Here is a 14040-nt window from a genome sequence, read left to right as displayed (position 1 = left end):
AAATGAGTGTGATTGCGCAGGCAGGGGCGAAAGGTCGTCAGCTGCATAAATTTGGTGGCAGTAGTCTGGCTGATGTGAAGTGTTATTTGCGTGTCGCGGGCATTATGGCGGAGTACTCTCAGCCTGACGATATGATGGTGGTTTCCGCCGCCGGTAGCACCACTAACCAGTTGATTAACTGGTTGAAACTAAGCCAGACCGATCGTCTCTCTGCGCATCAGGTTCAACAAACGCTGCGTCGCTATCAGTGCGATCTGATTAGCGGTCTGCTACCCGCTGAAGAAGCCGATAGCCTCATTAGCGCTTTTGTCAGCGATCTGGAACGCCTGGCGGCGTTGCTCGACAGTGGTATTAACGATGCGGTGTATGCGGAAGTGGTGGGCCACGGTGAAGTGTGGTCGGCGCGCCTGATGTCTGCGGTACTTAATCAACAAGGGCTGCCAGCGGCCTGGCTTGATGCCCGCGAGTTTTTACGCGCTGAACGCGCCGCACAACCGCAGGTTGATGAAGGGCTTTCTTACCCGTTGCTGCAACAGCTGCTGGTGCAACATCCGGGCAAACGTCTGGTGGTGACCGGATTTATCAGCCGCAACAACGCCGGTGAAACGGTGCTGCTGGGGCGTAACGGTTCCGACTATTCCGCGACACAAATCGGTGCGCTGGCGGGTGTTTCTCGCGTAACCATCTGGAGCGACGTCGCCGGGGTATACAGTGCCGACCCGCGTAAAGTGAAAGATGCCTGCCTGCTGCCGTTGCTGCGTCTGGATGAGGCCAGCGAACTGGCGCGCCTGGCGGCTCCCGTTCTTCACGCCCGTACTTTACAGCCGGTTTCTGGCAGCGAAATCGACCTGCAACTGCGCTGTAGCTACACGCCGGATCAAGGTTCCACGCGCATTGAACGCGTGCTGGCCTCCGGTACTGGTGCGCGTATTGTCACCAGCCACGATGATGTCTGTTTGATTGAGTTTCAGGTGCCCGCCAGTCAGGATTTCAAACTGGCGCATAAAGAGATCGACCAAATCCTGAAACGCGCGCAGGTACGCCCGCTGGCGGTTGGCGTACATAACGATCGCCAGTTGCTGCAATTTTGCTACACCTCAGAAGTGGCCGACAGTGCGCTGAAAATCCTCGACGAAGCGGGATTACCTGGCGAACTGCGCCTGCGTCAGGGGCTGGCGCTGGTGGCGATGGTCGGTGCAGGCGTCACCCGTAACCCGCTGCATTGCCACCGCTTCTGGCAGCAACTGAAAGGCCAGCCGGTCGAATTTACCTGGCAGTCCGATGACGGCATCAGCCTGGTGGCAGTACTGCGCACCGGCCCGACCGAAAGCCTGATTCAGGGGCTGCATCAGTCCGTCTTCCGCGCAGAAAAACGCATCGGCCTGGTATTGTTCGGTAAGGGCAATATCGGTTCCCGTTGGCTGGAACTGTTCGCCCGTGAGCAGAGCACGCTTTCGGCACGTACCGGCTTTGAGTTTGTGCTGGCAGGTGTGGTGGACAGCCGCCGCAGCCTGTTGAGCTATGACGGGCTGGACGCCAGCCGCGCATTAGCCTTCTTCAACGATGAAGCGGTTGAGCAGGATGAAGAGTCGTTGTTCCTGTGGATGCGCGCCCATCCGTATGATGATTTAGTGGTGCTGGACGTTACCGCCAGCCAGCAGCTTGCTGATCAGTATCTTGATTTCGCCAGCCACGGTTTCCACGTTATCAGCGCCAACAAACTGGCGGGAGCCAGCGACAGCAATAAATATCGCCAGATCCACGACGCCTTCGAAAAAACCGGGCGTCACTGGCTGTACAATGCCACCGTCGGTGCGGGCTTGCCGATCAACCACACCGTGCGCGATCTGATCGACAGCGGCGATACTATTTTGTCGATCAGCGGGATCTTCTCCGGCACGCTCTCCTGGCTGTTCCTGCAATTCGACGGTAGCGTGCCGTTTACCGAGCTGGTGGATCAGGCGTGGCAGCAGGGCTTAACCGAACCTGACCCGCGTGACGATCTCTCTGGCAAAGACGTGATGCGCAAGCTGGTGATTCTGGCGCGTGAAGCAGGTTACAACATCGAACCGGATCAGGTACGTGTGGAATCGCTGGTGCCTGCTCATTGCGAAGGCGGCAGCATCGACCATTTCTTTGAAAATGGCGATGAACTGAACGAGCAGATGGTGCAACGGCTGGAAGCGGCCCGCGAAATGGGGCTGGTGCTGCGCTACGTGGCGCGTTTCGATGCCAACGGTAAAGCGCGTGTAGGCGTGGAAGCGGTGCGTGAAGATCATCCGTTGGCATCACTGCTGCCGTGCGATAACGTCTTTGCCATCGAAAGCCGCTGGTATCGCGATAACCCTCTGGTGATCCGCGGACCTGGCGCTGGGCGCGACGTCACCGCCGGGGCGATTCAGTCGGATATCAACCGGCTGGCACAGTTGTTGTAATTTCAGAAATTTAATAATGCCCGGTACTCATGTTTTCGGGTTTATGGTTTCTAATGAAATATATTGAATTATCATAGGATTAGGTCGGATTAAGCGTTTACGACGAATCCGGCAAGAAGCAATAAGTACATGGTTAGTTTATATTTGCAGTCCGGTTTGCTTTGCATACCGGATTTTCTTTTTCTTACCATCCTGAAGTTTTTTCATCTTCCCTGATTTTTCCTCACCATCATTGGTCATTTTTCGGTTGACGCCCTTCGGCTTTTCCTTCATCTTTACATCTGGACGTCTAAACGGATAGATGTGCACAACACAACATATAACTACAAGCGATTGATGAGGTAAGGTATGAGCTTTTTTCACGCCAGCCAGCGGGATGCCCTGAATCAGAGCCTGGCAGAAGTCCAGGGGCAGATTAACGTTTCGTTCGAGTTTTTCCCGCCGCGTACCAGTGAAATGGAGCAGACCCTGTGGAACTCCATCGATCGCCTTAGCAGCCTGAAACCGAAGTTTGTATCGGTGACCTATGGCGCGAACTCCGGCGAGCGCGACCGTACTCACAGCATTATTAAAGGCATTAAAGATCGCACTGGTCTGGAAGCGGCACCGCATCTTACTTGCATTGATGCGACGCCCGACGAGCTGCGCACCATTGCACGCGACTACTGGAATAACGGTATTCGTCATATCGTGGCGCTGCGTGGCGATCTGCCGCCGGGAAGTGGTAAGCCAGAAATGTATGCTTCTGACCTGGTGACGCTATTAAAAGAAGTGGCAGATTTCGATATCTCCGTGGCGGCGTATCCGGAAGTTCACCCGGAAGCAAAAAGCGCTCAGGCGGATTTGCTTAATCTGAAACGCAAAGTGGATGCCGGAGCCAACCGCGCGATTACTCAGTTCTTCTTCGATGTCGAAAGCTACCTGCGTTTTCGTGACCGCTGTGTATCGGCGGGCATTGATGTGGAAATTATTCCGGGAATTTTGCCGGTATCTAACTTTAAACAGGCGAAGAAATTTGCCGATATGACCAACGTGCGTATTCCGGCGTGGATGGCGCAAATGTTCGACGGTCTGGATGATGATGCCGAAACCCGCAAACTGGTTGGCGCGAATATTGCCATGGATATGGTGAAGATTTTAAGCCGTGAAGGAGTGAAAGATTTCCACTTCTATACGCTTAACCGTGCTGAAATGAGTTACGCGATTTGCCATACGCTGGGGGTTCGACCTGGTTTATAAATAGTGTGGCTTTTGTGAAAATCACACAGTGATCACAAATTTTAAACAGAGCACAAAATGCTGCCTCGAAATGAGGGCGGGAAAATAAGGTTATCAGCCTTGTTTTCTCCCTCATTACTTGAAGGATATGAAGCTAAAACCCTTTTTTATAAAGCATTTGTCCGAATTCGGACATAATCAAAAAAGCTTAATTAAGATCAATTTGATCTACATCTCTTTAACCAACAATATGTAAGATCTCAACTATCGCATCCGTGGATTAATTCAATTATAACTTCTCTCTAACGCTATGTATCGTAACGGTAACACTGTAGAGGGGAGCACATTGATGAGCACGTCAGACGATATCCATAACACCACAGCCACTGGCAAATGCCCGTTCCATCAGGGCGGTCACGACCAGAGTGCGGGGGCGGGAACAACCACTCGCGACTGGTGGCCAAATCAACTTCGTGTTGACCTGTTAAACCAACATTCTAATCGTTCTAACCCACTGGGTGAGGACTTTGACTACCGCAAAGAATTCAGCAAATTAGATTACTACGGCCTGAAAAAAGATCTGAAAGCCCTGTTGACAGAATCTCAACCGTGGTGGCCAGCCGACTGGGGCAGTTACGCCGGTCTGTTTATTCGTATGGCCTGGCACGGCGCGGGGACTTACCGTTCAATCGATGGACGCGGTGGCGCGGGTCGTGGTCAGCAACGTTTTGCACCGCTGAACTCCTGGCCGGATAACGTAAGCCTCGATAAAGCGCGTCGCCTGTTGTGGCCAATCAAACAGAAATATGGTCAGAAAATCTCCTGGGCCGACCTGTTTATCCTCGCGGGTAACGTGGCGCTAGAAAACTCCGGCTTCCGTACCTTCGGTTTTGGTGCCGGTCGTGAAGACGTCTGGGAACCGGATCTGGATGTTAACTGGGGTGATGAAAAAGCCTGGCTGACTCACCGTCATCCGGAAGCGCTGGCGAAAGCACCGCTGGGTGCAACCGAGATGGGTCTGATTTACGTTAACCCGGAAGGCCCGGATCACAGCGGCGAACCGCTTTCTGCGGCAGCAGCTATCCGCGCGACCTTCGGCAACATGGGCATGAACGACGAAGAAACCGTGGCGCTGATTGCGGGTGGTCATACGCTGGGTAAAACCCACGGTGCCGGTCCGACATCAAATGTAGGTCCTGATCCAGAAGCTGCACCGATTGAAGAACAAGGTTTAGGTTGGGCGAGCACTTACGGCAGCGGCGTTGGCGCAGATGCCATTACCTCTGGTCTGGAAGTAGTCTGGACCCAGACGCCGACCCAGTGGAGCAACTATTTCTTCGAGAACCTGTTCAAGTATGAGTGGGTACAGACCCGCAGCCCGGCTGGCGCAATCCAGTTCGAAGCGGTAGACGCACCGGAAATTATCCCGGATCCGTTTGATCCGTCGAAGAAACGTAAACCGACAATGCTGGTGACCGACCTGACGCTGCGTTTTGATCCTGAGTTCGAGAAGATCTCTCGTCGTTTCCTCAACGATCCGCAGGCGTTCAACGAAGCCTTTGCCCGTGCCTGGTTCAAACTGACGCACAGGGATATGGGGCCGAAATCTCGCTACATCGGGCCGGAAGTGCCGAAAGAAGATCTGATCTGGCAAGATCCGCTGCCGCAGCCGATCTACAACCCGACCGAGCAGGACATTATCGATCTGAAATTCGCGATTGCGGATTCTGGTCTGTCTGTTAGTGAGCTGGTATCGGTGGCCTGGGCATCTGCTTCTACCTTCCGTGGTGGCGACAAACGCGGTGGTGCCAACGGTGCGCGTCTGGCATTAATGCCGCAGCGCGACTGGGATGTGAACGCCGCAGCCGTTCGTGCTCTGCCTGTTCTGGAGAAAATCCAGAAAGAGTCTGGTAAAGCCTCGCTGGCGGATATCATAGTGCTGGCTGGTGTGGTTGGTGTTGAGAAAGCCGCAAGCGCCGCAGGTTTGAGCATTCATGTACCGTTTGCGCCGGGTCGCGTTGATGCGCGTCAGGATCAGACTGACATTGAGATGTTTGAGCTGCTGGAGCCAATTGCTGACGGTTTCCGTAACTATCGCGCTCGTCTGGACGTTTCCACCACCGAGTCACTGCTGATCGACAAAGCACAGCAACTGACGCTGACCGCGCCGGAAATGACTGCGCTGGTGGGCGGCATGCGTGTACTGGGTGCCAACTTCGATGGCAGCAAAAACGGCGTCTTCACTGACCGCGTTGGCGTATTGAGCAATGACTTCTTCGTGAACTTGCTGGATATGCGTTACGAGTGGAAAGCGACCGACGAATCGAAAGAGCTGTTCGAAGGCCGTGACCGTGAAACCGGCGAAGTGAAATTTACGGCCAGCCGTGCGGATCTGGTGTTTGGTTCTAACTCCGTCCTGCGTGCGGTGGCGGAAGTTTACGCCAGTAGCGATGCCCACGAGAAGTTTGTTAAAGACTTCGTGGCGGCATGGGTGAAAGTGATGAACCTCGACCGTTTCGACCTGCTGTAATCTGACCCCGTTCAGCGGCTGCTTGCTGGCAGTCGCTGAACGTTCTTTACCAGCGTATAGTGGGCGAACGAAAACTACACACTGGATCTCTCATGTCTGCCGCAGGAAAGAGCAACCCACTGGCAATCAGTGGCCTGGTTGTGCTCACACTTATCTGGAGTTATAGCTGGATTTTCATGAAGCAAGTCACCAGTTACATCGGTGCCTTCGACTTTACCGCCTTACGCTGCATTTTCGGCGCTCTCGTTTTATTCATCGTCCTTTTATTACGTGGTCGCGGAATGCGCCCGACACCGTTTAAATACACCTTAGCCATTGCCCTGTTACAAACCTGCGGGATGGTTGGTCTGGCGCAGTGGGCGTTGGTCAGCGGAGGTGCGGGGAAGGTGGCGATCCTGAGCTATACCATGCCGTTCTGGGTGGTGATTTTCGCCGCGTTGTTTCTCGGTGAACGCCTGCGACGTGGGCAATATTTCGCGATTCTGATTGCCGCTTTCGGCTTATTTTTGGTGTTGCAGCCGTGGCAACTCGATTTCTCTTCGATGAAAAGTGCCATGCTGGCAATCCTCTCCGGCGTCAGTTGGGGGGCGAGCGCGATTGTTGCTAAACGTCTGTATGCCCGTCATCCGCGCGTGGATTTATTGTCGTTAACATCCTGGCAGATGCTGTATGCGGCGCTGGTGATGAGTGTGGTCGCTTTACTGGTGCCGCAACGTGAAATTGACTGGCAGCCCACCGTGTTCTGGGCGCTGGCCTACAGTGCGATTCTGGCGACGGCACTGGCGTGGAGCTTATGGTTGTTTGTATTGAAAAACTTGCCTGCCAGTATTGCCAGCTTAAGCACACTGGCCGTTCCCGTTTGCGGCGTACTCTTTTCCTGGTGGCTGCTCGGCGAGAATCCGGGGGCCGTTGAAGGTAGCGGTATTGTGCTGATTGTGCTGGCACTGGCGCTGGTGAGCCGTAAGAAAAAAGAAGCCGTCAGTGTAAAAAGGATCTGAATTTTTTCTTCATGTGGGGCGATCTCTTATTTAACAAAATAACGATAATGCCCCACCATCCGCCAGTTAAACAGCACATCTTCTTCCTGCGCGCCTGCGCCAATGTTATGTATCACCAGCGGCGTACCGTCGCGGGCGAAGCCATCTGAAACCACCCCAATATGTGCCAGCCCGTTATCCAGTCGCCAGGAGACAATATCGCCCGCTTGATAGTCACTGGGGTTCTTGCTGGTGGGGCGTGTTTTATCATGGCGGCTAAACCAGGTTTCCAGATTAGGCACCCGACGGTGATCGATGTTGCTGTCCGGGCGCTTTAACTTCCATTTTTGCGGGTACTCAGCAAAATTCTTCGCCATATCTTCGTGAACCAGTTTCTGCAAATCGACCTTCTGGCTGCGCAATGCGCGGATCACCACATCGGAACATACACCGCGTTCTTGCGGAACATCACCGCCAGGATAAGTAAGCTGCACATACGCCGGATCGTAAAATAGCGTGCTGCCAATTTGCTGTCTGGCACCGTCTGCGATGGCAAGGTTGGTATTGGCCTGGATTTGTACCACGGTTGGTGGAACGGCGGGAGATTTTAAGGAGTGGCTGGTAAATGCCGTTAGCAGGCTGAGCAGCGCCAGTGAAGCTTTCATCTGGTTCGTCCGTGAAAATAAGAGTCACAGATTCGACCTTCCGGGCTAACGATTGTTCTGTAGAGAAAATGTCCAGAAGCGGATAAAAAATTCCTGAACAACGTGGGAGTTTCAGATTACTGGCACAGAGTGCCGGATGCGGAGTGAACGCCTTATCCGGCCTACAAAAGCACGCAAATTCAATATATTGCAGAGATTGCGTAGGCCTGATAAGCGTAGCGCATCAGGCAATTTTGCGTTCAAACTCCCGGACAAGCCGGGAGTTTGGAGTAGGTTATTCCCACTCTTGCAGGAAACGCTGACCGTACTGGTCGGCTACCAGCAGAGCGGCGTAAACCTGATCTGGCGTCGCGCCGCCAGGCATGTTGTGGATGGTTTCACCTTCTGCACATGCCGCTTCTGCCACAATTCGCATTTTCGCCGGGACATCTTCTTTAATATCCAGTTGAGCGAGAGTTATTGGCAAACCTACCGCATGGCTAAGTGCAGCTACGGTTTCGATTTCCTCAACCGGTGCGTTTTCCAGAACCAGCTGCGTCAGCGTACCAAATGCCACTTTTTCACCGTGATAATAGTGATGCGCGTCCGGGATAGCGGTCAGGCCGTTATGCACTGCGTGCGCCGCAGCCAGACCACCACTTTCAAAGCCTACACCGCTTAAATAGGTGTTCGCTTCAATCACGCGCTCCAGCGCCGGAGTCACTACATGCTGTTCGGCAGCAAGCATCGCTTTTTCGCCTTCTTCCAGCAGAGTGTTGTAGCACAGTTCTGCCAGTGCCAGCGCCGCCTGGGTACACTTGCCGCCCGCCATAGTGGTAGCGCCGCTACGGGAACAGGCGCGTGCTTCAAACCAGGTTGCCAGCGCATCGCCGATACCCGCCGCTAACAGACGTGCAGGTGCGCCAGCGACGATTTTGGTGTCGACAATGACCATATTCGGGTTATTTGGCAACAGCAGATAGCGGTCAAACTCACCCTCATCGGTGTAGATAACAGACAATGCGCTGCACGGTGCATCGGTAGAGGCGATAGTCGGTGCGATCGCTACCGGAACACCCATGAAATGTGCCAGTGCTTTGGCAGTATCGAGGGTTTTTCCGCCACCGATACCGAGAATTGCGCCACACTGCGCAGTCTCCGCGATGCCACGCAGACGGTCGATCTCATTTTGCGAACATTCACCGCCAAACGGCGCAATTTCTACTACCAGTCCAGCATCTTTAAAGCTTTTCTCGACAGTGGATTGAGCAAAACCTAAAACAAATTTGTCACCCACCACTAACCAGCGTTCTGCCAGCGGCTTCAGGTATTCGCCCAGACGATTAATCACATCAGCGCCCTGGATGTATTTACCCGGTGATTGAATAATGCGGTCCATAATTGCTCCTTTAGAGATGAGTAGTGCCAAATGCGGCATTCCAGTCGTGTTCGAACTTCTCTATAGCTGACTCTACCGCAGGGGTGTTGAGCATTTGTTGCGCTACATCTAAGGGCAGGGTGATGGATTCACATCCTGCCAGTAAACAGTCCAGCGCCTGACGCGGCGTTTTAAAGCTGGCCGCCAGCACCATGCTTTCTGGCGCGTGCATTTCTAACAGCGTTTGCAGCTCCTGAACCGTACGAATGCCGTCCCCGCCCTGGGCATCTACGCGGTTAACATACGGAGCAACGTATTTTGCCCCTGCCAGTGCGGCTAATAACCCTTGTGCGGCGCTATATACAGCGGTGCCAAGTGTAGTAATACCCTCTTTTTTCAGCAACTTAATGGCGGCCAGACCTTCGGAAGTCACCGGGATTTTCACCACAATGCCCGGAATGGCGTCGCGCAGGCGCTTCGCTTCTTCCACCATACCCTGCGCGTCACGACTCATAGTCTGAGCAAACAGAATGCCCTCATCACCAATCGCTTTTTGCAGACGCGGCAGCACTTCCCAGATGGACTCCTTGCTGGCAGCGATAATGCTCGGGTTAGTTGTCACCCCGGCAATGGGGAATATGCGTGCCAGACGTTCGACTTCTGCGACGTTAGCGGTGTCCAGATACAGTTCCATGATGTTTCCTTTTACAGTTCCAGTTCATGTTGCAGCAGGCTGGCGATAGCGTCGGCAGAGGTGGCGTTAACCAGCGCGTTACGGAATTCTTCGTGCATGATGCGGCGAGCGAGGCGCGAGAAAATGCGCATATGCTGATCGCCCGCAGCGTGTTTGTTCAGGGTTAACATAATGATGAATTGCGCTTCATCATCGCCCCAGCGCACCGGCGCTTGCAGACGCGCTACGCTGATGGTGGATTGCTCAATGTGTTCTGATTTGCTGTGGGGAATGGCAAAACTAAAGCCCAGACCGGTAGAGAAAACGGCCTCGCGCGCCCATAAGTCGGCTTCCAGTTTACGCGGATAGCGGCAGCGGCCCGCCAGCAGCAGGTTATCGGTCATGCCTTTGAGCACTTCTTCTTTGCTGCGCCAGTCACTTTCCAGCGTGATGCACTCGGCGGTGACCAGCGGTGCGTCCTGTTGGGTCATGCGGAATTGCGCCAGCAGATGTTCCACTTCCAGCGAAGTACGGCAGGCCATTGCCTGGTTGAGCAACTGGCGGCACTCACGGCTATCAAGTTGCGCCATTCGCGCTTTCGCCGCCGGAATTGACGGTGCGCTCATGCTGAGTTCATCCAGCCCTAAACCGACCAGCAACGGCAGCACGGAACCTTTCGCTCCCAGCTCACCGCACAGACCAATCCATTTGCCCTGGCGATGCACCGCCTGCACGGCGTAATCGAGCGCCCGCAAGAATGCCGGATTCAGGCTGTTGTAGTGACGAGTAACCTTAGCGTTATCGCGATCCACCGCCAGCAGATATTGCGTCAGGTCATTACTACCAATACTAAAGAAATCAATCTCTTCGCAGCATTGATCGATGATGAACATCACCGACGGCACTTCCAGCATAATGCCGAGCTGGATCTTCTCATCAAACGGAATGTGTTCGTTACGCAGTTGCTGTTTGGCTTCCGCCAGTTTTTCTTTCACCCATAAGATCTCTTCCATTGAGGAGATCATCGGGATCATGATTTTCAGGCTGCCGTGAGCAGAGGCGCGCAGGATTGACCGTAGTTGTGTGGTAAACAACGACGCGTATTCTTCATAAATACGCACCGCGCGATAACCGAGGAACGGGTTAGCTTCTGCCGGAATGTTCAGATAATCAACGGGTTTATCACCGCCAATGTCCATAGTGCGCACAATAATGCTGCGTCCGTTGGCAGACTCCAGCGCCTGACAAAAAATGTTGTACAGCTCGCTTTCACCCGGTGCACTGGTGCGATCCATATAGAGCATTTCAGTGCGGAACAAACCAACGCCTTCCGCACCATTGCCGAATGCGGCCTGCGCTTCCACGGAGTGAGCGATGTTAGCGGCAATTTCAATACGGATACCGTCAGCGGTACGGGCTTGTTGGGTCAGCCAGACACGCTGTTGCTCACGAAGGGCGTCCTGTACGCGGGCTTCTTGCTGATAATAACGAGCTACGGCTTCCCCTGGCTCAACCACAATCGCCCCAGCGTTGCCGTCGATATAAATCGTTTGATGCTGCCACGGAGTGAGGGCATCAATATCCACACCAACCAGTGTCGGAATGTTGAACGAACGGGCAAGAATTACGGTATGTGAGGTGGTGCCGCCACTTTTCAGTAACAGACCTTTGAGGTGATTTTTATCCAGTTCGAGGAACTGGCTGGGAGTCAGTTCATCAGCCATACAAATGGCGGGCTGCGTCAGTTTGCCCGGTGCCGGGAAGCGTTGCTCACCGTAGATTTGCTGGAGTAACTGGAAGCAGACGTCGCGTACGTCCAGGGCACGTTCTTGCAGGTAGCTGCTGCTGGAACGGGCGAACTCTTCGCAAAAGTGATTCGCACTGGCGACAATCGCTTCGGCGCAGCTTAATCCGGCGCTGACGCCTGCCAGTAAATGTTCGCGCAGGGAAGTATCGCCAGCCAGGGATCGGTGCGCTTCCAGAATCGCGCTGGTAGCACCGTCGCTATCCAGCAGACGAAACTCAATGTTTTTCAGTACCAGCGTCAGGCCGTTTTCCAGTGCGGATTGTTCGGCGTCAACGCCTTTGGCAGCGGGAAGATTACTCAGCGCATTGAGATCTAAAGAAGAGATCGGCGTCAGAATGCCGCCTGCGCTACCGCTGCACACGGTGCGGGCGCGGATAATTTGCGGATTCAGATTGGTCAATGAAACCGGCAGTGGTTCCAGTTCGTCAGATTTAACTTCCGCCAGCGGCGCATCGCAGTGGGGGAATTCATCGCGCAGCCATTGGCTTAAACGCTGGTGCGCTTCCTGTTCGTCGGCCCCGGAAATCAGTAACTGGCAATTATCGCCCACCAGCGTGTCGGTGCCAATCAGCGCCAGGGCGCTTTTGGCGTTGCCTTTACGGTCAGTGCGCAGGTTATGCCACTCAATTTGTGATGAAAAAGTATTACACAGCGTTTCAACGTGGCTTGCCGGACGTGCATGTACGCCGTTAGGTAGCTCACAAATAAATTCCACAATCAGGGCCATTGCCTCTCTCCCGGTACGGTTTTCTGTTTACAGGATAAGAGCGCACGGCAACGGCCTGCCATGTGACAAATCTGCCAAAAGCTGGACAAATGTAATGTAACCGTCAATTTGCGACGCGTCTCACAAGACGCCGTTTTGCGGCATGCTTCCGGATTATCGCAAGTTATGAGGCGGATCGCATTTTTGTACTGATATTACAAAAGTCCAGTAAATGGCCTTTTTATCCACTGTTTGCTCCGCCTGCGATTGCCTATTGTTTCCTCCATCAAAAATATGGACATGGGCTTTTGCAAGCCCGGGAGCAGCTTATGAATGAGTTGGTGCAGATCCTGAAAAATACCCGTCAGCATTTAATGACGGGCGTTTCACACATGATTCCCTTCGTGGTATCGGGCGGTATTTTGCTGGCGGTTTCCGTCATGTTGTATGGCAAAGGCGCAGTGCCGGATGCCGTAGCCGATCCGAATCTGAAAAAACTGTTTGATATCGGCGTTGCGGGTTTGACGCTGATGGTGCCTTTCCTCGCCGCTTACATTGGTTACTCCATTGCAGAGCGTTCTGCGCTGGCTCCGTGCGCTATCGGGGCCTGGGTTGGTAACAGCTTTGGTGCGGGCTTCTTTGGTGCGCTGATCGCCGGGATTATCGGCGGCATCGTGGTGCATTACCTGAAGAAAATTCCGGTGCATAAAGTTCTGCGCTCGGTGATGCCTATCTTCATCATTCCTATCGTCGGCACACTGATTACCGCAGGCATCATGATGTGGGGCTTGGGCGAGCCTGTAGGGGCGTTGACCAACAGCCTGACTCAGTGGCTTCAGGGGATGCAGCAGGGCAGCATTGTTATGCTGGCGGTGATCATGGGTCTGATGCTGGCGTTCGATATGGGCGGTCCGGTTAACAAAGTGGCCTATGCCTTCATGCTGATTTGCGTTGCTCAGGGTGTTTATACCGTGGTGGCTATTGCCGCTGTTGGGATTTGTGTTCCACCGCTGGGGATGGGGCTGGCGACGCTGATTGGTCGTAAAAATTTCTCCGCAGAAGAGCGCGAAACTGGTAAAGCGGCGCTGGTGATGGGGTGCGGTAACTGCGGCGCTGGTCGGTGCGCAGTGCTATGCAGGCTGGGGTGGTCTGATTGTACTGCCGGTGGTTGAAGGCAAGCTGGGTTATATCGCCGCAGTGGCTGTCGGAGCAGTGGTGACGGCTGTTTGTGTGAACGTGCTGAAAAGTCTGGCGCGTAAAAATGGGTCTTCGACTGATGAAAAAGAAGACGACCTGGATTTGGATTTTGAAATTAATTAATTGAGGAACAAGCCATGACGAAAATTATTGCAGTAACCGCATGTCCTTCAGGTGTTGCCCATACCTATATGGCAGCAGAAGCGCTGGAAAGTGCCGCGAAAGCGAAAGGCTGGGAAGTGAAAGTAGAAACCCAGGGCTCAATTGGTCTGGAAAATGAACTGACTGCGGAAGACGTGGCGAGCGCCGATATGGTGATTCTGACTAAAGATATCGGCATCAAGTTTGAAGAGCGTTTTGCTGGCAAGACCATCGTGCGCGTCAACATCAGCGATGCGGTAAAACGTGCTGATGCCATTATGAGCAAAATTGAAGCTCACCTGGCGCAAACCGCTTAAGTTCTTATCCCGCCCGT

Annotated in this window: 10 protein-coding genes and 1 pseudogene; 6 read left to right on the top strand and 5 right to left on the bottom strand. The window is 53.7% G+C overall.

All coding sequences use genetic code 11. From position 1 onward, the window contains the following. Positions 1 to 2: 2 nt before the first annotated feature. Positions 3 to 2435: a bifunctional aspartate kinase/homoserine dehydrogenase II gene (gene metL, locus RTW80_RS10750; protein ID WP_000110772.1), complete on the top strand. Its 2433-nt coding sequence runs from the start codon at positions 3 to 5 to the stop codon at positions 2433 to 2435. Between the two features lie 138 nt (positions 2436 to 2573). Here the strand turns inward: metL and RTW80_RS10745 are convergent, their stop codons facing one another. Next, the gene (locus RTW80_RS10745; RefSeq protein WP_000660586.1) at positions 2574 to 2708 is read right to left on the bottom strand and encodes a hypothetical protein; all 135 of its coding nucleotides are present in this window, start codon (positions 2706 to 2708) and stop codon (positions 2574 to 2576) included. 75 nt (positions 2709 to 2783) lie between these two features. Between RTW80_RS10745 and metF the strand changes: the two genes are divergently transcribed. The 3 genes from metF (at position 2784) to yijE (ending at position 7181) form a co-directional block, all read left to right on the top strand. After that, complete coding sequence (gene metF, locus RTW80_RS10740; protein ID WP_000007523.1) at positions 2784 to 3674, top strand: methylenetetrahydrofolate reductase; 891 nt, start codon at positions 2784 to 2786, stop codon at positions 3672 to 3674. Positions 3675 to 4002: 328 nt separating this feature from the next. Then, positions 4003 to 6183 (top strand): catalase/peroxidase HPI, encoded by a 2181-nt coding sequence (gene katG, locus RTW80_RS10735; protein WP_001295695.1) that lies wholly within the window; start codon positions 4003 to 4005, stop codon positions 6181 to 6183. Between the two features lie 92 nt (positions 6184 to 6275). Further along, complete coding sequence (yijE, locus tag RTW80_RS10730; protein WP_001271242.1) at positions 6276 to 7181, top strand: cystine transporter YijE; 906 nt, start codon at positions 6276 to 6278, stop codon at positions 7179 to 7181. Between the two features lie 26 nt (positions 7182 to 7207). On the opposite strand, the gene RTW80_RS10725 is transcribed toward yijE, so the two are convergent. From RTW80_RS10725 to ptsP, 4 genes are all read right to left on the bottom strand, one after another. Further along, positions 7208 to 7825, bottom strand: a complete 618-nt coding sequence (locus RTW80_RS10725; protein ID WP_000647891.1) for a DUF1287 domain-containing protein — start codon at positions 7823 to 7825, stop codon at positions 7208 to 7210. A gap of 274 nt (positions 7826 to 8099) precedes the next feature. Further along, positions 8100 to 9203 (bottom strand): bifunctional L-1,2-propanediol dehydrogenase/glycerol dehydrogenase, encoded by a 1104-nt coding sequence (gene gldA / locus RTW80_RS10720; RefSeq protein ID WP_000374004.1) that lies wholly within the window; start codon positions 9201 to 9203, stop codon positions 8100 to 8102. A gap of 10 nt (positions 9204 to 9213) precedes the next feature. Then, the gene (gene fsa, locus RTW80_RS10715) at positions 9214 to 9876 is read right to left on the bottom strand and encodes a fructose-6-phosphate aldolase (RefSeq protein WP_000424841.1); all 663 of its coding nucleotides are present in this window, start codon (positions 9874 to 9876) and stop codon (positions 9214 to 9216) included. Between the two features lie 11 nt (positions 9877 to 9887). Then, complete coding sequence (gene ptsP, locus RTW80_RS10710; RefSeq protein ID WP_032247391.1) at positions 9888 to 12389, bottom strand: phosphoenolpyruvate--protein phosphotransferase; 2502 nt, start codon at positions 12387 to 12389, stop codon at positions 9888 to 9890. 308 nt (positions 12390 to 12697) lie between these two features. On the opposite strand from ptsP, the pseudogene RTW80_RS10705 reads away from it, so the two are divergent. Both RTW80_RS10705 and RTW80_RS10700 read left to right on the top strand, forming a co-directional pair. Next, positions 12698 to 13688 (top strand): annotated as a pseudogene (locus RTW80_RS10705) (PTS fructose transporter subunit EIIC). A 14-nt stretch (positions 13689 to 13702) separates the two neighbouring features. Next, positions 13703 to 14023, top strand: a complete 321-nt coding sequence (locus tag RTW80_RS10700; RefSeq protein WP_000161265.1) for a PTS fructose-like transporter subunit IIB — start codon at positions 13703 to 13705, stop codon at positions 14021 to 14023. Positions 14024 to 14040 lie beyond the last annotated feature (17 nt).

This window comes from Escherichia sp. AM3, assembly GCF_032029835.1.
Taxonomy (GTDB): domain Bacteria; phylum Pseudomonadota; class Gammaproteobacteria; order Enterobacterales; family Enterobacteriaceae; genus Escherichia; species Escherichia coli.
The sequence above is the reverse complement of the archived record's forward strand: the minus strand, read 5'-3'. Positions and strand labels throughout refer to the sequence as shown.